The following is a 19559-nucleotide window of genomic DNA, read 5'->3' on the forward strand; positions in this document are numbered from 1 at the left end:
TCAATTCCCTCACCACCCGTGGTTCTTGAGGTAGTTCTCGGCCCGCGCCCGGTCCCAGGCGCCGTCCGCGACCACCACCCGGTAGCGGTAGCCGAAGGACTCCCCGGACTCCAGCTCGAACTCCTCGAAGAACGCCCAGGAGGGGGCCACCGACGGGATCGGCTCGGAGCGCACGAACCAGTGGGAGGCGTGGATGGATTCGGCGTTCTCCGGGGCGTGGGCGAACAGCAGCGTGGAGTGCCCGTCCACGTCGTCGTGCTCACCGGTGAAGGCGACCCAGGGGGCGTCGGCGGCCGGGGCGCCCATCAGGTCCGACGCGCCCTTCTCGCCGTCGCCGCCGCGCCCGTCCGGGCCGATGACGTCGCCGCCGGTGAAGTCGCGCGGGCCGCGCCAGTTGAGCCCGGTGTACCCGGCCATCTCCCGTCCCGCGGTGGTCGGGGAGCCGAAGCGCAGGGCCTCGCCGCGGATGTTGGTGAGGTGGATGGACCAGTCCAGGGCCCAGGTGCCCTCCTCCGGCTCCACCGAGTGGAGTTCGATGGTGCGCCGCTCCCGCGCCCACTCCTGGCCCCCGTTCTCCACCCAGGTGAGGGTCTCCACGAAGCGCAGCCGGTCGTCGGTGACGGTGAACTCCTCGAAGCCGTCGTGGCGCATCGAGCCGACGAGCTCGTCCACCCGCTGGTAGCCCTTCTCGGGGCCGAGGTAGCAGTTGCCGCCCCAGAAGTTCTGGCCGGACAGATGGCTGGAGGTCATCTGGAGGCCCTTGTGCCAGCGGTGGTCGTTCGGCCGGTAGCCGGAGACCGGGTTCCCGGCGAGGGTGCGCAGCGGGTGGGCGTAGGGCTTACGGGCCTCGAAGGCGTCCGGGTCGGGCCGGTAGACGTAGGCCATCAGCTCGACGCCGGCGGCGGCGACCGAGATCTGTTCGCCGTGGGTGTGGGTGACGGTGATGCGCTGGGTCATGGCGGCCTCAGCTCTCCTTCGTGGTGGCGGTCGCTGCCTTCGGCGCCCATGCGGGGTGGTCGCCGTGCATGGCGTCGTAGTACGGGTCCCCGGGCACGATCTCGCCCGCGCGCACGGGCTGCCCGGTGAAGGCCGCCTTGTAGAGCGCGGCGATGAACTCGAGGGTGCGGCGGGCGTCCTGCCCGCTGCCGGGCGGCCGTACGCCGTCGCGCATCGCGTCCAGCAGCCCGGTCAGCTGGGCCCCGTGGGAGCTGGGCAGATCGGCGGCCGGGGTGCGCCACGCCCGCTGCCGGGCGGGTTCGTCGCGGACGTGCGGGGCGGGGGTGTAGACCCAGTCGTCGTTGCGGTGGCCGTAGAGGTGGGTCAGCTCGACGGTGGCGTCCGCGCAGTCGATGCGGATCCGGCTGACCTCGTCGGGCGAGAGCACGCTGTTGACGACGGTGGCCATGGCGCCGCTCTCGAACCGCACCAGCGCGGTGGAGACGTCCTCGCTCTCCACGGTGTGGACCAGCCGTCCGGCCATGCCGCGGATCTCGGTCCAGTCGCCGAGGAGATGGAGCAGCAGATCCATCTGGTGGATGCCGTGGCCCATGGAGGGGCCGCCGCCCTCGGTCTCCCAGCGGCCACGCCACGGCACCGCGTAGTAGGCGGTGTCGCGGTGCCAGGTGGTCTGGCAGTGGGCCACCAGCGGCCGGCCCAGGGCGCCCTCGGCCAGCAGCTCACGGGCGTGGACGGCGCCCGAGCCGTAGCGGTGCTGGAAGACCACCGAGGCGTACGGGCCGCCCGCCTCCCTCTCGGCGGCGGCTATCTCGTCGTACTCGGCGAGCGTGAGGCACAGCGGCTTCTCGCACAGCACCCAGGCGCCGGCCTCGAGGGCGGCCACGGTCTGCTCGCGGTGCAGGGAGGGCGGGGTGCCGATGAGGACCAGGCCGGGGCGCTCGGCCTCCAGCATGGCGGCCACATCGGAGTAGCCGGTGACGTCGAAGGTGCCGCTCTCGGCCGCCGCGGCGCGGAAGGCGTCGAGCCGGTCCGCGGCCACGTCGACGGCGGCGACGAGGTCCACTCGGTCGTCGTGATCACGCAGTGCGGGCAGATGGCTGCCGCTGACGATTCCTCCGGTGCCGACCACTGCGGCACGGATACGGGCGGTGGCTGCTGCGGCCATGGGCTGAGGTCTCCTCGCCGTCGCCAGGGGTAAGCGCTTGCTGGAGAGGACCCTAGGCATGGTCCGGATGACAGGACAAGACCCTGGAGTGCAGAATCGCGCCGTTCATGGAGTGAGAGCATGGAGGCGCCCAACCAGCGCGCACGGTGTACCAGAAGGTGACCACCCAACGGAGGAAATATGGCAGTGACCCTGGCCGATGTGGCGGCACGGGCTCGGGTCTCGGCGGCCACCGTGTCGCGCGTCCTGAGTGGCAACTACCCGGTCGCGGAATCGACCCGGACCCGGGTGCTGCGCGCGGTCGACGAGCTGGAGTACGTGGTCAACGGCCCGGCAAGCGCTCTCGCCGCCGCCACTTCCGATCTGGTCGGGGTGCTCGTCAACGACATCGCGGACCCCTTCTTCGGGATCATCGCGGGCGCCGTACAGGCCGAAATGGTCACCCCGGCCGGGGAGTCGGGCCGGGGCAGCGAGAAGCTCGCGGTCATCTGCAACACCGGTGGCTCGCCCGAGCGCGAGCTCAACTACCTCACCCTGCTGCAGCGGCAGCGCGCGGCCGCCGTCGTGCTCACCGGCGGCGCGGTCGAGCACCCCGACCACGCCGCCGCCGTGGCCACCAAGGCGTCCCGGCTGGCCGCCTCCGGCACCCGGGTGGTGCTGTGCGGCCGCCCGCCGATCGAGGACGCCACCACCCTCACCTTCGACAACCGCGGCGGCGCCCGCCGGCTCACCGAACATCTGCTGACCCTCGGCCACCGCCGGATCGGCTATGTGGCGGGCCCCGCCGAGCGCACCACGACCCGCCACCGGCTGGAGGGCCACCGGGCGGCGCTGGCCGCCGCCGGGGTGGACCAGGACGCGGAGCGGCTGACCGTCCACGGCCTGTACGACCGCGCCTCCGGCTATGACGCGACGCTCGAACTGCTGCGCCGCGACCGGAGCCTGACCGCCATAGTCGCCGCCAACGACACCATCGCGCTCGGCGTCTGCGCGGCCCTGCGCGACCAGGGGCTGCGGATCCCCGAGGACGTCTCGGTGGCGGGCTTCGACGACCTCCCGTTCAGCGCGGACGCGGTCCCGGCCCTCACCACGATGCGGCTGCCGCTGCACGAGGCGGGCGCGCGGGCCGGGCGGCTGGCCCTGGGCCGCGAGCCGCAGCCGCCGGGCGGGGTGGCGATGGTACGGGCCGAGCTGATGGCCCGCGCCTCCACGGCGCCGCCGCACGCCTGAGCAACGCACTCCGTGCGGGGCGGGTCTCCTCCGTACGAGGCCGTCTATGCGCCCGTCCGCTGGCGAGGCGCGCGGATCACCGGGCGGTCGCCGTCCGGGTGAGCGGGGCGCTGTGCGGCGCGGGCCGCCTCGCACGAGCGGGCACAGACGTACAGCGTGCGCTCGTCCTCCGTCACCAGGTGTGCCCCCGTTCGCGGGCGCGGCGCATGGCGGCGGCCTCGGCGACCGGGTCGCGCCGGTGGGCCAGGGCGTGGGGAGGGGCAGGCGTACACCGTGCGGCCGGGTCCGCTGCCGCCGTGCTGGACGTCGACGATGACCGGCTCGTCGGTGGGCAACTCGCAGCGATAGCAGGTCTGGCGCCCCCGTGGGACCGGGCCGAGTTCAACGCGGTCGGCCTCGGCCAGCGCTCCCCACAGCTTCCAGGCGTCGGTCAGGTAGTGGTCGACCGAGAGCGGCACGTCGAACCGCCGACATCCGCCCCGGGACGGGAGCCCCCCTCTTCCCAAATACTTGATCTGGCGCAACTATGAGGTCAAGCAAAATCGACACAGGGATACGGAGGGGTGCCGGATGGAGCCGCGCGACGATCTTGACCTGGCCGTGGACGAGGTCCGCGACTTCAACCGGATGTACACCCGGCTGATCGGCGTCCTCGACTACCCAGGGCAGCTGAACACCCCGTACACGCTGGGCGAGGCCCGCATCCTCTACGAGCTGGCCCAGCGCGAGCGCACCCATGTCTCGGCGCTCCGGGAGCACCTGGGGGTCACCGCCGCGCATCTGAGCCGGACGCTCAGCCGGTTCGAGGAGCGCGGGCTGGTGACGCGCGAGCGCCACCACCGCGACGCCCGCTTCCAGGAGGTGCTGCTCACCACGGAGGGCCGGGCGGCCGCGGCGGACCTGGACCGGCGCTCGCGGGAGGCGGTGACCGGGCTGCTGGCCAAGGTCCCCCGGAACGAGCTGGGGCGGCTGCGGGAGGCGCTGGCCACCGCCCGGGGCGTGTTCACCGGCCCGGCGGAGCCCGAGGTGCGGCTGCGCGGACTGGAGCCGGGGGACCTGGGCTGGATCGTGCAGCGCCACGGCGCCCTGTACGCCCGGGAGTTCGGGTGGAACGCGGAGTTCGAGGCCCTGGTGGCCCGGATCGTCGGCGAGTTCGGCGCGGGCCACGACCCGGCCCGCGAGCGGGCGTGGATCGCGGAGCTCGACGGCCGTCCCGTCGGGTCGGTGATGTGCGTACGGGGCGAACAGCCTGATACGGCCCGGCTGCGGCTGCTGCTCGTCGAACCGGAGGCGCGGGGGCGGCGAATCGGCGAGCGGCTGGTGGGCGCGTGTATCGACTTCGCGCGCGAGGCGGGCTACCGCGACCTGGTGCTGTGGACCAATGACGTCCTGACCTCCGCGCGCCGGATCTATGAGCGGGCCGGGTTCGAGCTGATCGCCGAGAAGCGGCACGGGGGCTACGGCTCGCCGCTGGTCGGCCAGGACTGGCGGCTTGTGCTGCGGGACGCCGCGCGGGGCTGAACTCTCCGCTGAGTAGTTGACGCGACGTCACCCCGACCGGAAAACGGCTCGCGCGGAGAGCCCGGTACCGGAAGGATCGGCGCACACACACCGGCCCGTACAGCACCCGGGCATCGCACGGGCGACGTACGGACGACGCATCCGTGCAGCGTGCTGCCGCCCCGCGTCGGAACGGCACAAGAGCAAAGGGCGTACCCCTGAGTACCCAGCAGGTCATCGAGTGGACCGAGGACGGCCGGACACGTACCGCCCGGTGGCGCTCCGAGAGCGGTACGCCGCCGCCCCGGCGGGTCGCGATCGCGGACGACCGGATGCCCGCCGACACCGCCCACCGCCTCGTCTGCGAGGGCACCGCGCTGCTGTGGCACGGCGACTACCAGGGCGCCCGTCAGCTGCTGACGGCGCTGACGCGCCGGATCGACCGGGGCCCGCGCCGGGCGAAGGAGCGGCGGCCACCGGCGGCGTCACCGGCCGAGGCGTTCCACCGGCACCGCCAGGTCCAGTCCCGGCGGGCCCGGCTGCTGGGGATGGTGCTGGTACCGCTGGACGCGGACTTCGGGGTTCCGCTGCGCCGGGCGCCGGACGTACGGCAGGCGTGCGCCGAGGCGTACGGCCCGGCGCAAGGCCCCTCGGTGGTCTCGCTCCGCGAGTTGCTCGGACTGATCGGCGCGCATGAGTGGCGGGAGAAGGGCGTCAAGGTGCGGGCGCTGGGCGGGGACCGTATCCATCCGCACTACGGGGTCTTCTCTCCGGTGCGCGGCGAGTACGTCGACCTGGTGGCCGAGGCCCCGCTGCCGTCGCACGAGCTGGCCTTCGACATCGGCACCGGAAGCGGCGTCCTGGCCGCCGTCCTCGCCCGGCGCGGCATCGAGCGGGTGGTGGCCACCGACCAGGACGCGCGGGCGCTTGCGTGCGCCCGGGAGAACATGGCCCGGCTGGGCCTGTCCGGGCGGGTCGAGGTGGTCGGGGCCGACCTCTTCCCACCGGGCCGCGCCCCGCTGGTGGTCTGCAACCCGCCCTGGGTCCCGGCCCGGCCCTCCTCACCGCTCGAATACGCCGTCTACGACCCGTCCGGCCGTATGCTGCACGGCTTCCTGAACGGGCTGGCCGGGCATCTGACCCCCGGCGGCGAGGGCTGGCTGATCCTCTCCGACCTCGCCGAACACCTCGGCCTGCGGCCACGCGCCGAACTGCCGGCCGCCTTCGACACGGCGGGCCTGACGGTCCTGGACCGGCTGGACATCCGCCCCGTCCACCCCCGCGCCTTCGACCCCGCCGACCCCCTCCACTCGGCCCGCGCGGCGGAGGTGACGTCACTGTGGCGCCTGACGGCGGGATGAGCGGATATGCGGCTCCGCCGCGTGGCAGGGGCTTCGCCCCTGATCCCCGGAGCCCGGGGCGGAGCCCCACCTTCCACCCCCTCCGGCGCTTAAGGCGAAACGGGGTCTGAGGCGGAGCCCCACCTTCCACCCCCTCCGACGCTTAAGGCGAAACGGGGTCTGAGGCGGAGCCCCACCTTCCACCCCCTCCGACGCTTAAGGCGGAACGGGGTCTGAGGCGGAGCCCCACCTTCCACCCCCTCCGGCGCTTAAGGCGGAACGGGGTCTGAGGCGGAGCCCCACCTTCCACCCCCTCCGGCGCTTAAGGCGGAACGGGGTCTGGGGCGGAGCCCCACCTTCCAGCCCCTCCGGCGTTTGAGGAGCGGGGTCTGGGGCGGAGCCCCAGTTTCGGGAAGGGGCGGGCAGGGGAGCAGCCCGCCGCAGGCGTACGCGTACCGCCGGACACCGCGTAGGGGGCACGACGGCGGGGCACCCGGCAAGACACGCCGCAGGCGTGATCGGCACGGCAGGATTGATTCACGTTCCGCACGACCCCTACCAAGGGAGCCCGCATGAAGCTCGCCTTCTCCACCCTCGGCGTCCCCGGTATGCCCGTGCCCGACGTGGCCCGGCTCGCCGCCGGAGCCGGGTACCACGGCATCGAGCTGCGCGCCCACCCCGAGGAGCCGGTGCACCCGGGGATCGGGGCGGACGAACGGGCCAGGGTGGCGGCGGAGTTCCGGGACGCCGGGGTCGAGATCCTCACCGTCGCCGGATATGTGCGCGCCGCCCAGACCGGGCCGGACGAGCCGGTGCTGACCGGGCTCGGGGAGCTGCTGGAGCTCGCCCACGACCTGGGCGCCCGCAATGTCCGGGTCTTCCCCGGCGGCGGGGAGCAGAGCCCGGAGGAGGCCGACGCCACGGCCGCCCGGCGGCTCGCGGCGGCCGCGCCCCGCGCCGCCGACCTCGGCGTACGGCTGTTGCTCGAGACCCACGACTCGCATCGGACGGGCGCGGACGCGGCCCGGGTCCTCGGGCTCGTGGGTCATGGCAGCGTGGGGGCGATCTGGGATGTGATGCACACCTGGCTGGGCGGCGAGGACCCGGCCACCAGCTATCCGGCGCTCTTCGCGCATCTGGGCTACGTCCAGGTCAAGGACATCGCCTCGGCCGAGGACACCACCCCCCTGCCGCTGGGCGAGGGGGTGCTGCCGCTGACCGAATGCGTGGAGCTGCTCAGCCGCGAGGGCTGGGACGGCTGGCTGTGCTGGGAGTACGAGAAGCGGTGGTATCCGCAGGCGCGAGCGTTCCCGGAGCTGCTGGCCCCGGGCCGGGAGCATCTGCTGCGGCTGCTCGCCGACGCGGCCTGAGCTCGGGGTGGCGGCGCGCCCCGAGGCGCATCCGCCGCAGCCTCCCGGCCGGGAGCGACGTCAGCGCCACGCCGCCCACCAGCAGCGCCGCCGCCAGCCAGCGCGGTGCGCTGATGCCCTCCCCCAGCACCAGCGCCGCCGAGGACATCCCGAAGACCGGCACCAGCAGCGAGAACGGGGCGACCGCCGAGGCGTCGTAGGTGCGCAGCAGAAAGCCCCAGACCCCGAAGCCGAACACCGTGGTGACCCAGGCGACATAGACGATCGCGCCCGTCCCGGCCCAGTCGAGCCTGCTCAGCGCCTCGACATCGGGCCGCGCGCCCTCGAACACCAGCGAGAGCCCGAGCAGCGGCAGCACCGGCACCAGGCTCACCCACACCATGAAGTTCAGGGCGTCGGGCGGCGCCGCCTTGCGGGTCAGGACGTTGGAGACACCCCAGAAGGCCGCCGCCGCGACGACGAGGACGAAGCCGAGGAGCGGCCCCGAGGTGCCCTCGTCCACGGCGGCCACCGCGATCCCGACGAGGGCGACGGCCATGCCCAGCAGCCGCCGCCGACCGGGGCGTTCGGCGAGGACGACGGCCGCGAACAGCGCCGTGAACACCGCCTGGATCTGCAGCACCAGCGAGGACAGCCCGGCGGGCATCCCCTCGTGCATCCCGATGAACAGCAGCCCGAACTTCGCCACGCCCAGGGCCAGCCCCACCCCCAGGATCCATCGCCAGGCGACCCTCGGCGGGCCGACCAGGAAGACCGCGGGCAGCGCGGCCACCAGGAACCGCAGGGCGCAGAAGAGCAGGGGCGGGAAGTGGTCGAGGCCTACCTCGATGACCACGAAGTTGACCCCCCACAGGGCCGTGACCAGCACGGCGAGGGCTATGTGCACAGGTCGCATGGGTCGAGGATCAGCTGCCCGGACCTTGTAGCACCAGCGCGGATGTCTTCATGCTTGGATGCAGTAACGGTTAAAGGTACGAGGAGGAGTGCGAACGGTGCTGGATCTGGCCCGGCTGCGGGCTCTGCACGCGGTGTCCGTGCACGGCTCGGTCAGCGCCGCCGCGATCGCGCTCGGCTACACCCCGTCCGCCGTATCGCAGCAGATCGCCAAGTTGGAGCGGGAGACCCGGACGACCCTGCTGGAGCGGCAGGGCCGGGGCATCGCGCTGACCGACGCGGCCCGGCATCTGGCCGCCACCGCCCAGCAACTGCTCGCCATCGTCGAGGAGGCCGAGACCACCCTGGAGGAGCAGCGTGGTCAGCCGACCGGCCGGCTGGTGATCGGCGCCTTCGCCTCGGCGGCGCGCGGGCTGATGCCCGTGGTGCTGGCCTCGCTCGCGGCCGAACACCCCTCCCTGGACGCCCGGTTGCTCGAAGTGGATCCGCATCTGTCGGTGGACCTGGTGGCGCAGGGGGTCATCGACCTGGCGGTGGCCCATGACTGGGACATCGCCCCGCTGCCCGCCCCGGAGGGGCAGGAACGGGCGGTCATCGGAGAAGATCTGTGCGATCTGCTCGTCCCGGCCGGACATCCGCTGGCCCGGGTGGCCGCACGGCGCCCGCTGCGCCGCGAGGACCTGCCGGGCCGCCGGTGGATCTGCCAGCCGCCGGGGTCGGTGTGCCACGACTGGCTGGTCCGTACGCTGCGCGCCTCGGGCCATGAGCCGGACCTGGCGTATCAGGCGGCGGAGAACCACACCCAGATCGCCCTGGTGGCGGCCGGTCTCGGCGTCGCGCTCATGCCCCGGCTGGGGCGCGGTCCGCTGCCGGACGGGGTGCTGGCGCTGCCCCTTGAGCCGGTCCCGGTGCGGCGGCTGTACGCCCTGTGGCGCCCGGGAGCGGCCCGCCGCCCCGCCATCACCGAAACGGTGCGGCTCCTGGCCGACCTCTGGCCGCGCCGCATGAGCTGAGCACACAGCGGGCCGACCCGCCTCATGGAGGACTCCGCCCCTTACCCCACCGGGCTCCGCCCCACCTCACGGGCGTACACGGGGTGGCTCCGCAGCCCTCAGACCGGCAGCTCCGCCTCGATCAGGTCCGCCGCCCGGTCCGGCCCGCCCTCCGCGGCCATCCGCGCCTTGAGCACGGCGCAGCGGGCGGCCACCTCGGGGTCGTCCACCAGGTCGAGCACCGCCTTGCGCAGCGCCGGGGCCGTGGCCTCCTCCTTGGGCAGATGGCGGCCGACGCCGAGCGCCTCGAGCGTGTCGGCGTTGCGGAACTGGTCGACGGCCTGCGGTACGGCGACCATCGGCACCCCGCAGGCCAGCCCCTCCTGGGCGCCGCCCGCACCCGCGTGGGTGACGAAGGCGTCAGCCTTCCGCAGAACGCTCAACTGCGGTATCCAGCCGTGCACTTCGACATTGGCCGGGATCTCGCCGAGGTCGGCCCGGTCGACGAACTCGCCGATCTGCAGCACCACGTACCAGCCCGGCAGATCGCCGAACGCCGCGACGCACGCGCGGTAGAAACCGGGCTCATCGGTCCAGGTGGAGCCGAGCGAGACCAGCAGGATCCGGTCGGTCTCGGCGGCCCGCTCCGGGCGGCGCCACTCCCCCACGTCGCGGCGGGCGTTCTGACAGCCGCCGACGAAGCTGTAGACGGAGGTGTCGACGCGGTCGGCGTTGGGCTGGAGCAGTTCGGGGATGAGGGCGACACAGCGGCTGGGGCGGCCGATGAGGGTGTCGGGGTCGGTGTCGGCCAGGCCGTTGTCCCCGAGCCAGGCGCGGTAACGCGCGTAGTAGGCCCGGCCGCGCTCCGACCGCCGCATATGGGCGTACATCGGCTCGAAGACCTCTTCGCGGTAGCCGTCCCAGGGCACGAAGCTGGGCGCGAGCTCGACGGCGGACACGCCCCACCGATGGGCGAGGACATGCGCCGGGTAGGCCGTGACGTCGTACATCACCAGATCCGGCTCATCGCCCTCGTAGGCGGCCAGATGCTGTGGAAGCGCCTGCTCCGCCTCGGCGAGAAACGGCTCGATGTAGTCGATCAGATCGGAGCCTTTGCCGCCCGGCGCATTCTCACCATGGAGGATCGAGGTGTAGGTCTTCGGCTCGGCGCCGGTTTCGGCCACCTTCTCGGCGAACGACTCGGGGATGGCGTAGGTAACCCGGTGGCCGCGGGCCACCAGCTCGCGGATCACCTCCAGGCTCGGGTTGACGTGCCCGTGTGCCGCGATGCCGAACATGGCTATGTGTGTGGGGGGCTTGGCACCCGTCGGTGGGGTCATGAAAACGGAACATAAGCGAGAACGGATGCCTTATACAAATACCGTGCATACCCGGTCGAGAGTTTAGTACCGATATCGCACGAGCACCAGATCACGGTCTTTAACCAGTCTTTTCCTTTGCGCTTCCGGGCCGTTGGGAAAGGCCGACTTTCCTTGACCCGGCCGCAGTTTGTGTCCCAGCGTGTCCTGCACGCCTATGGCCGCCCCCTCCGAACGTCCCATGGAAGGAGTGCGGGTGCACACGACGACGTCTCGCCGCGCCCTGCTCACCGCCACCCTGGCCGCCGCCGCGGCCGGTGCGTGCAGCGGACCGACGAACAGCTCCCCCGCGCCCGCGGCCCCCGCGCGCCGCACCACCGCCGGTTCCGGCAGCCCGTCCGCGGCCCCCTCACGGCCCACCACGGAGCCCGGCCGGGACCATGAGCGCGACCGCCGGCGGATCGACGAGCTGATCGGGCGGATGACGCTGGACCAGAAGATCGGCCAGCTCTTCGTGATGCGGGTGTACGGCCATTCGGCAACCCGTCCCGACCCCGCCGATGTCGCGGCCAACCGCAAGGAGATCGGCGTCGACAACGCCGCCGAGCTGATCGCGAAGTATCACGTGGGCGGGGTGATGTACATCGGATGGGCGCACAACATCCGCGATCCCCACCAGGTGGCCGCGCTCTCCAACGGCATCCAGAAGGCCGCCCTGGCCACCTCCGTGCCCGTCCCCGTCCTGCTCTCCACCGACCAGGAGTACGGCACCGTCGCCCGGGTCGGCGCGCCCGCCACGCTGTTCCCGGGCGCCATGGCGCTCGGCGCGGGCGGCAGCGCGGCCGACGCCCGCACGGCCGCCCGCACCGCGGGCGCGGAGCTGGCCGCGCTCGGTATCCGGCAGGACTACGCCCCGATCGCGGACGTCAACGTCGACCCCGGCAATCCGGTGATCGGGGTGCGCTCCTTCGGGGCCGATCCCAAGGCCGTGGCCCGGATGGTGGCGGCGCAGGTGGAGGGCTATCAGAGCGCCGGGGTCGCGGCCACCGCCAAGCACTTCCCCGGCCACGGCGACACCAGCGTGGACAGCCATGTGGGCCTGCCGCGGATCACCCACTCCCGGAAGGAGTGGGAGCGGCTGGACGCACCGCCGTTCCGGGCCGCGATCGAGGCCGGAATCGACTCGATCATGACGGCGCATCTGCTGTTCCCCGCACTCGACCCGGCCGACGACCCGGCCACGCTCTCCCGCCCCATCCTCACCGGTGTGCTCCGTGAGGAGTTGGGCTACGACGGCGTGGTGGTCACCGACTCGCTCGGTATGGAGGGGGTGCGGAAGAAGTACGGCGACGACCGGGTACCGGTGCTCGCACTCAAGGCGGGCGTGGACCAGCTGCTGAACCCGCCGAGCCTGTCCCTGGCCTTCGAGGGTGTGCGCAAGGCCGTCCGGGCAGGCGAGATCAGCGAGGACCGGATCGACCGCTCGCTGCGGCGCGTCCTCGAACTCAAGGCGCGCCGGGACCTGTTCGACGATCCGTACACCAGCGACCGCGCGGTCAACCGCACAGTGGGCACCCGCGAGCACCGCGCCACCGCCGACCGCATCGCCGAGCGCACCACCACCCTGATCACCAACCGCGGCGGACTGCTGCCGCTGTCGCCGCGCCGCCACCGCGACCTGCTCGTGGTGGGCGTGGACGCCGCCGCGCCCTCCGGTACCGGCGGCCCGCCGACGTCCGTCCTGGCCCGCGCCCTGTCCGGCCTCGGCTTCCGCACGGAGGCGCTCACCACCGGCACCGCCGACTCCCCCGGCCCCTCCCCGCAGCGCATCGAGGCGGCGGTCACGGCGGCGAGGGAGCGGGACGCGGTCATCGTGACGACGTACGACATCGCCTCCGGCTCCGCCCAGCGCACCCTGGTGGCACGCCTGGTGGCCACCGGCGTGCCGGTGGTGCACCTGGCCCTGCGCAATCCCTACGACATCGCACGCCTGAACGGCCGCGACACGGCCCCCGGCGCCTCGTTGGCCGCCTACTGCTGGACGGACGTGGAACTGCGCGCCGCCGCCCGCGTCATCGCGGGCCGGGCCGCGCCACGCGGCAAGCTGCCGGTAGCGGTCCGGCACGCGGACGACCCCTCCCGGGTGCTGTACCCGATCGGGCACGGGCTGAGCTACTAGCCCGTGCCCCGTCGGGGCCCGCGGACGCGCCCTACGGGCGCAGCGTCACCGGCTCGCGCTCGGTCTCGCGGCGGTCGAGCTCGGCGTTGTGCCGGGCGAGGGGCTTGCTCGTCGGGCTGACGCCCGCCCATCGCTGCACCTCGGCGGTGGCCTTGGCCTTCTGGTCGCCCGTCAGCTGGGCGATGCTGGAGCCGTGGTTGCCGCCGGCCACCGTGTAGACGTACGCGTCCTTGGCGCCCCTGCCGACCCGGAAGCGCTCGGCGCCCCATGGGTCGTTCTGGCCGTAGACGAAGAGCATCCGGTGGGCGTCGTGCCGGACCCAGCTGTCGATGTCCCGCATCACGCCCTGCTTGAAGCGCATCGGGATGTCACGCGGCACATAGCTGCGCGGGGCGTAGATGCCGGGGTAGCGCAGCAGCCCGGCCAGGTGCGGGGTCTTGAAGGTGGGCGAGCCGAGCTCGGTGCCCGCCTGGTAGTAGTACGGCGTGTAGGTCTCCAGGCCCTGGTCGGTGTAGGCGGAGAAGCCCGAGATCTCGTCGATGAAGCCGTACAGCTCGTCGGTGGACGCGGTCGGGGCGGGGACGTCCGCGCAGTCCTTCAGCAGGTGGTACTGCCAGAAGGCCCACACCAGGTCCAGGACCACGTTCTCGTACGCCTTGTCGGCGCTGCCGACGACGGTGAAGGTCTGCTTCTCGTCGTCCGCCCACTTCTGGTAGCGCTTCACGATCTCGTCGCGCCGCACCAGCGCCTCGCGCTGCACCGCGTTGAGCTTGGTGCGGCATTCGGCGGTGCCGACGCCCGCGAAGAAGCGGTCGTAGGCGGAGTCCTCCTTGTCGGCCACGTCGTTGGGCGCGACGTAGGCGACGGTGCCGTTCATGTCCCGGGGGTAGAAGCGGCGGTAGTAGGTGGCGGTCATCCCGCCCTTGCTGCCGCCGGTGGCCAGCCACTTCTTGCCGTAGACGGGCTTCAGGGCCCGGTAGAGGCGGTGCTGGTCGCTCGCGGCCTGCCAGATGTCCAGCTTGGACCAGTCGGCGGGCTGGGGCCGGGAGGGAGTGAAGAAGCGGTACTCCATGGACACCTGGTTGCCGTCCACCAGCTGCGTGGGCTCACTGCGGCGGGGTGCGGTGGTGACGTTGTAGCCCGAGGTGTAGAAGACCGTGGGCCGGTCGGTGGCCTTGTGCAACAGCGTGAACCGCTGCTGGAAGATGCCCTTGGAGGGATGCCGGTGGTCCACCGGCTGGGCGTAGCTGAAGACGAGGAAGCGATAGCCCTCGTAGGGCTGCTCCTCCACGAAACGCATTCCGGGAATCGCCAGGACACGTTCCTTGATGTCCGGCTGGGCGGGGGCGGCCGGTGCCGCGGACGCGCTTCCGGCGCCCGCGCCGACCGCCCCCACCAGTATCGCGAGCGACAACAGCCATCTGAGCATCTTGTGCATGCACCCTCCCCTTGTTGCCGTGTTGACCCATTGCCCCGTGAATTCGCACAGGTCGCCGAGAACCTATCCGGGCACACACTCGCGTCGCCAGATGCCGTCAACGCTCCAACCCGAGGCCGAATACGGAGAGTTGTTACCGCCGCCCTCTTTCGTAGCGGGCTGTGATGGCTCATGCTGCCTGTATGGACCGAGACGAACGGCACGACCGGAGTGAACGGGCCGAGCGGCTGACGCGGTATCTGAACGAATTGCAGGACCGGATCGATCCTCGCTCGCTCGAGCTGCTGATGCGGCTGCTGCGCGAGTTGAGCACCTCACCGGCCGTCCGCGGGGGGACGTACGAGCTCGGGATGGGGCCGGAGGAGAAGGAGCTGTTCACCCCCGCTCTCCAGGCCGAGCTGCTGGTGTTGTTCGGCCTGCTCACTTCCCAGGACGAGCGTGTGGTGGTCGACCTCGGCGACAGTCCGCACGCCAAGGGCATGAAGGTGCTGGTGCCTCAGGAGCGGGCCGGGGACCCCGACTTCCTGCACCGCCACAAGCAGCGGGTGGCGGCCGAGGCGGAGCAGCGGGAGCGGGACCGGCGGGAGGTGGAGGGCATAGCGAGGGCCAGCGGCATGGAACCGTGACGTTACCGTACGTAACGGCGAGCGAACGCTGAGCGTTACCGGCCCGAAGGGGCGCGGGGCTGTGTCCATATACGGCTCCGCCGCGTGGGCGCGACCAGCCACGGCGGCGCCGCAGCCGACCGAGCACCGCAGACGGCCGAGACGCATCCCGGCACGTCCAGCGGAGCGGTTACGCGACGGCGGGGGCCGTCTCACCCGTGAAGGTGCGCCACAGCGCGGCGTACCGGCCGTCCCGCGCCACCAGCTCCTCATGGGTGCCGTCCTCGACGACCCGGCCGTGGTCCAGGACCACCACCCGGTCCGCACGGGCGGCGGTGGTCAGCCGGTGGGCGACGACCAGTGTGGTGCGCCGTCCCGTAAGACGATCCGTGGCCTGGTTGACCAGAGCCTCGGTGGCCAGATCGAGCGCGGCCGTGGCCTCGTCGAGCAGCAGGATGTCCGGGTTCACCAGCTCGGCGCGCGCCAGCGCGATCAACTGCCGCTGCCCGGCGGAGAGATTGCGCCCGCGCTCGGAGACCTCGTGCAGATAGCCACCGTCCAGCGACGCCACCATGGCATGGGCGCCGACCGCACGCGCGGCGGCCTCCACCTCCGCGTCGCTCGCGTCGGGCCGTCCGTAGGCGATGGCGTCGCGCACCGACCCGGCGAAGAGATACGGCTCCTGCGGGACCACCCCGAGGTGGCCGCGGTATCCGGTGAGGTCCAGTTCGCGCAGATCCACCCCGTCCACCCGCACGGCGCCCCGCGTCGGGTCGTAGAACCGCGCCACCAGCTTGACCAGAGTGGACTTCCCCGCCCCGGTCTCCCCGACGAACGCCACGGTCTGCCCCGAGGGGATGGTGAGCGAGATGCCCGCCAGCGCCTCCTCGCCGTCCCCGTACCGGAACCGCACATCGTCGAAGGCGATGTCGCCGCGCATCGAGCGCACCTCGCGCGGGGCCTCGGCCACCGGTGTGGTGGTGGGCTCGCGCAGCAACTCCTGGATGCGGCCCAGCGACACGGTGGCCTGCTGATAGCCGTCGAAGACCTGGGAGAGCTGCTGGACGGGGGCGAAGAACAGGTCGATGTAGAGGAGGTACGCCACCAGCGCGCCCGCCGTCAGCGTGCCGTCCCCGACCCGCCCGGCGCCCACGATGAGCACCAGCGCGGTGGCCACGGACGCCAGCAGCTGGACGAACGGGAAGTACACCGAGATCAGCCGCTGGCCGCGGATCCGCGCCTGGCGGTAGGCGTCGCTGCGCGCCGCGAACCGCTCCCGGCCGGACCGCTCACGCCGGAATGCCTGCACGATCCGCAGCCCCGCCACGCTCTCCTGAAGGTCCGCGTTGACCACGCTCACACGCTCGCGGGCCAGTTCGTACGCCTTGACGCTGCGGCGCCGGAACAGCACCGTGCCGATGATGAGCGGCGGCAGGGTCAGGAAGACCACCAGCGCGAGTTCCACGTCGATGATGAGCAGCGCCACCAGGATGCCGAAGAAGGTCAGCAGGCTGACCACGGCGGTGACGAGACCGGTCTGGAGGAACGTGGACAGCGCGTCGACGTCGGTCGTCATCCGCGTCATGATCTTGCCGCTCAGCTCGCGCTCGTAGTAGTCGAGACCGAGCCGCTGGAGCTGGGCGAAGATCTTCACGCGCAGGGCGTAGAGCACCCGTTCACCGGTCCGCCCGGTCATCCGGGTCTCACCGATCTGGGCGGCCCACTGCACGAGGACGACGAGGAGCGCGAGCCCGGAGGCGGCCCATACCGCGCCGAGCGAGAGCCGCTGGACGCCCTGGTCGATTCCGTGCCGGATGAGCACGGGCAGCAGCAGCCCGGCGATCGCGTCCACGGAGACGAGCGCCAGCGCGACCAGGAGCGGCGCCCCGAAGCCGCGCAGCAACCGCCGCAGCCCGTACGTCTCCTCGGGGCGGGTGGCCCGCTCCTCGTCGATGTCGGGGATGTCGGTGGCGGGCGGCAGGGCGGCGACCTTGGCGAGCAGTTCGGGGGTGGCCGGCATCCCGGACAGCGCCCCCGCGAGCCCGGGACCGGCCACGGCCCCGGCCCCCGCGCCCGCCGCCGTGTCGCCCTTACGGCGCTCACCATCGGGCCGCACCCATAGCTCCGGGGTCACCCCACCATGGCTCGGGCACGCCGGGTGGCCCGCCACGGCCCCGTCCGGCGGACAGGCGGCGCTGTCCCCGTCCGGCGCCCATACGGCGCCCTCCCCCTCTCGAACGGCGTGCGCGGGGTCGTCCCCACCGTGCGAACGGCCCCGTCCCTCCGGGTCGGACGGCACCCACGGCTCGGCCGCCGCTCCATCACGGACCGCCTCACCGGCGGCGTGCGCGGGGTCGTCCCCACCGCGCGCCCGCCAACCCGCCGCGGGGCGCGGGCGCCCCTCGGGGCCGTGCGCCGTGCCGTCGGCGTCGGCGGGCGGCCCGCCGTCGAGACACGGCTCGGCCAACCCGGTCGCGGCGGCCTCTCCACCGAACGCACCGGTGAGCCCCGGCGCGTGTGCGGCGGCGCCGCGTGGCGCGCCCGGGGCCAGGTCGTCGGCCCCGGCCCACGGCCGGGGGCCGTTCCCCGTCGGCGGCGCGACCGCGCCGCCCGAGCCGTCGTCGCCGCGCGGCTCGGTCTCGTCCGTCAAGAGGCTCCGGTACACGGCGCTCCGCGCCTTCAGCTCCTCGTCCGTGCCCACGTCCGCGACCCGGCCCCGGTCCATCACCGCGATGCGGTCGGCGAGGGCGAGGGTGGAGGGGCGGTGGGCGATCAGCAGGGTGGTGCGGCCCGCCATGACACCCCGGAGCGCCTCGTGGATCTCGTGCTCGACGCGCGCGTCCACCGCCGAGGTGGCGTCGTCCAGGACGAGCAGCCGGGGGTCGGTGAGGATCGCGCGGGCCAGGGCCAGCCGCTGGCGCTGGCCGCCGGAGAGGGTCAGTCCCTGCTCGCCGACCTCGGTGTCATAGCCGTTCGGCAGCTCGGAGATGAAGCCGTCGGCCTGCGCGGCGCGGGCGGCGGCCCGGATCCGCTCCTCACTCGCGTCCGGCACCCCGTAGGCGAGGTTGGCGCGCACGGTGTCGGAGAAGAGGAAGCTGTCCTCCGGCACCAGCCCGACCGCCCCGCGCAGCGAGTCGTACGTCAGCTCCCGCACATCGTGGCCGCCGATCCGCACCGCGCCCGACGACACGTCGTAGAAGCGCGGCAGCAGCATGGACAGCGTCGACTTGCCGCTTCCGGAGGCGCCCACCACGGCCAGGGTCTCGCCCGGCTCGATGCGCAGGGACACCTCGGACAGCACCGGCCGCTCGGGGTCGTAGCCGAAGCTCACCCGGTCGAACTCGACCGTCGCCGGGGCGTCCCCGGGAAGCTCCCGGGCGTCGGGGCGCTCGTCGATGACGGGCTCGGTGTCGATGAGCTCGAAGACGCGCTCGACCCCGGCCCGCGCCTGCTGTCCGATGGTCAGCAGCATCGTGAGCATCCGTACCGGGCCCACGAGCTGGGCGAGATACGTCGAGAAGGCCACGAAGGTGCCGAGGGTGATCTGGCCCCGGGTGGCCATCCAGCCGCCGAGCGCCAGCATGGCGACCTGGCCGAGGGCGGGGACGGCCTGCAGGGCCGGGGTGTAGCGGGAGTTCAGCCGTACGGTCCGCAGCCGGGCGGCGAACAGCCCCCGGCCGACCTCGCGCAGCTTGTCGGTCTCCTGCGCCTCCTGCCCGAACCCCTTGACCACCCGGACACCGGTCACGGCCCCGTCCACGACGCCCGCGACGGCGGCCGCCTGCCCCTGGGCGTACCAGGTGGCGGGGAAGAGCCGGATGCGGCTGCGCGAGGCGAGGATCCACAGGGCGGGGGCGACGGCGAGGGCGACGACGGTGAGCAGCGGCGAGAGCACCGCCATCACGACGAGCGAGACCAGGAAGAGCAGAATGTTGCCGATCATCATCGGCACCATGAAGAGCAGGCCCTGGATCAGCTGGAGGTCGCTGGTGGCCCGGCCGATGATCTGGCCGGTGGAGAGCTTGTCCTGCCGTCTGCCGTCGAAGCGGGCGATGGCCGCGAACATCTCGGTGCGCAGGGCGTGCTGGACGTCGAGGGCGAGCCGTCCGCCGTAGAAACGGCGGACGTAGGTGAGGACGTACACCACGAGGGCGGCGACGATCAGCAGGGTGGCCCAGGGGGCGAGGGACCGGTCGCGCGAGACGATCACATCGTCGATGATCAGCTTCGGCACCAGCGGGACGAGCGCCATGACGGCCATTCCGGCGAGCGAGGCGCCGAGGGCGAGCAGCACATCGCTGCGGTACTGCCAGCAGTAGCCGAACAGCCGCCTTACCCAGCCCTGTCCGGCTTCCGGGCCATCCGCATCCGCCCCACCCGCACCCCTTTCGCCCGTTTCGTCCGACGCGCCCGCCGCTACGTCCGCCACCCGTGAACCTCCCGATCCGCACACGCTTCCGGAAGGCACCAACACACTGATGTGCGGATTTCATCCTGCTGCAACAAATGGATCGGGGCGCGGTGGGCTGCTTCCCCTCCCCGCCCCTCCCCGATCCCAGGGGCTCCGCCC

At 72.7% G+C, this 19559-nt stretch carries 13 protein-coding genes and 1 pseudogene; 7 read left to right on the forward strand and 7 right to left on the reverse strand.

Features of this window, described 5'->3' with window-relative positions:
* Nucleotides 1-9: 9 nt before the first annotated feature.
* Nucleotides 10-957: a DUF6807 domain-containing protein gene (locus J2Z30_RS12390; RefSeq protein ID WP_044574945.1), complete on the reverse strand. Its 948-nt coding sequence runs from the start codon at nt 955-957 to the stop codon at nt 10-12.
* A 7-nt stretch (nt 958-964) separates the two neighbouring features.
* Nucleotides 965-2122 (reverse strand): Gfo/Idh/MocA family protein, encoded by a 1158-nt coding sequence (locus J2Z30_RS12395; protein WP_044574944.1) that lies wholly within the window; start codon nt 2120-2122, stop codon nt 965-967.
* Between the two features lie 180 nt (nt 2123-2302).
* On the opposite strand from J2Z30_RS12395, the gene J2Z30_RS12400 reads away from it, so the two are divergent.
* The gene (locus J2Z30_RS12400; RefSeq protein ID WP_044574940.1) at nt 2303-3352 is read left to right on the forward strand and encodes a LacI family DNA-binding transcriptional regulator; all 1050 of its coding nucleotides are present in this window, start codon (nt 2303-2305) and stop codon (nt 3350-3352) included.
* Between the two features lie 44 nt (nt 3353-3396).
* Here the strand turns inward: J2Z30_RS12400 and J2Z30_RS12405 are convergent, their stop codons facing one another.
* Nucleotides 3397-3810, reverse strand: coding sequence for a hypothetical protein (locus J2Z30_RS12405; RefSeq protein ID WP_052701571.1), 414 nt, complete (start codon nt 3808-3810; stop codon nt 3397-3399).
* Between the two features lie 112 nt (nt 3811-3922).
* On the opposite strand from J2Z30_RS12405, the gene J2Z30_RS12410 reads away from it, so the two are divergent.
* The 3 genes and pseudogenes from J2Z30_RS12410 to J2Z30_RS12420 form a co-directional block, all read left to right on the forward strand.
* Entirely contained in the window at nt 3923-4873 is a 951-nt protein-coding gene (locus J2Z30_RS12410; protein ID WP_245387924.1) for a bifunctional helix-turn-helix transcriptional regulator/GNAT family N-acetyltransferase, read from the forward strand.
* Nucleotides 4874-5070: 197 nt separating this feature from the next.
* On the forward strand, nt 5071-6213 hold the full coding sequence (locus tag J2Z30_RS12415; RefSeq protein WP_044581903.1) for a methyltransferase: 1143 nt from the start codon (nt 5071-5073) through the stop codon (nt 6211-6213).
* 587 nt (nt 6214-6800) lie between these two features.
* Nucleotides 6801-7445 (forward strand): annotated as a pseudogene (locus J2Z30_RS12420) (sugar phosphate isomerase/epimerase family protein); the annotation flags it as partial.
* On the opposite strand, the gene J2Z30_RS12425 reads toward J2Z30_RS12420, so the two are convergent.
* Nucleotides 7429-8457: an EamA family transporter gene (locus tag J2Z30_RS12425; protein ID WP_107073352.1), complete on the reverse strand. Its 1029-nt coding sequence runs from the start codon at nt 8455-8457 to the stop codon at nt 7429-7431. The pseudogene J2Z30_RS12420 and the gene J2Z30_RS12425 sit on opposite strands and share 17 nt — an antisense overlap.
* Before the next feature lie 97 nt (nt 8458-8554).
* On the opposite strand from J2Z30_RS12425, the gene J2Z30_RS12430 reads away from it, so the two are divergent.
* The gene (locus J2Z30_RS12430; protein WP_044574937.1) at nt 8555-9469 is read left to right on the forward strand and encodes a LysR family transcriptional regulator; all 915 of its coding nucleotides are present in this window, start codon (nt 8555-8557) and stop codon (nt 9467-9469) included.
* A gap of 98 nt (nt 9470-9567) precedes the next feature.
* Here J2Z30_RS12430 and J2Z30_RS12435 read toward each other — a convergent pair whose 3' ends face one another.
* Complete coding sequence (locus J2Z30_RS12435; protein WP_044574935.1) at nt 9568-10788, reverse strand: macrolide family glycosyltransferase; 1221 nt, start codon at nt 10786-10788, stop codon at nt 9568-9570.
* A 235-nt stretch (nt 10789-11023) separates the two neighbouring features.
* Here J2Z30_RS12435 and J2Z30_RS12440 point away from each other — a divergent pair, with 235 nt between their 5' ends.
* Nucleotides 11024-12946 (forward strand): glycoside hydrolase family 3 protein, encoded by a 1923-nt coding sequence (locus tag J2Z30_RS12440; protein WP_044574934.1) that lies wholly within the window; start codon nt 11024-11026, stop codon nt 12944-12946.
* A 31-nt stretch (nt 12947-12977) separates the two neighbouring features.
* Here the strand turns inward: J2Z30_RS12440 and J2Z30_RS12445 are convergent, their stop codons facing one another.
* The gene (locus tag J2Z30_RS12445) at nt 12978-14384 is read right to left on the reverse strand and encodes a S28 family serine protease (RefSeq protein WP_044574932.1); all 1407 of its coding nucleotides are present in this window, start codon (nt 14382-14384) and stop codon (nt 12978-12980) included.
* Between the two features lie 182 nt (nt 14385-14566).
* Here J2Z30_RS12445 and J2Z30_RS12450 point away from each other — a divergent pair, with 182 nt between their 5' ends.
* Nucleotides 14567-15010 carry a hypothetical protein gene (locus tag J2Z30_RS12450; protein ID WP_044574931.1) on the forward strand — a complete coding sequence of 148 codons (444 nt, stop codon included), beginning with the start codon at nt 14567-14569 and terminating at the stop codon, nt 15008-15010.
* Between the two features lie 169 nt (nt 15011-15179).
* Here J2Z30_RS12450 and J2Z30_RS12455 read toward each other — a convergent pair whose 3' ends face one another.
* Nucleotides 15180-19316: an ABC transporter ATP-binding protein gene (locus J2Z30_RS12455; RefSeq protein ID WP_052702103.1), complete on the reverse strand. Its 4137-nt coding sequence runs from the start codon at nt 19314-19316 to the stop codon at nt 15180-15182.
* Nucleotides 19317-19559: the final 243 nt, after the last annotated feature.

Source organism: Streptomyces iranensis, from assembly GCF_017874715.1.
GTDB classification, from domain to species: domain Bacteria; phylum Actinomycetota; class Actinomycetes; order Streptomycetales; family Streptomycetaceae; genus Streptomyces; species Streptomyces iranensis.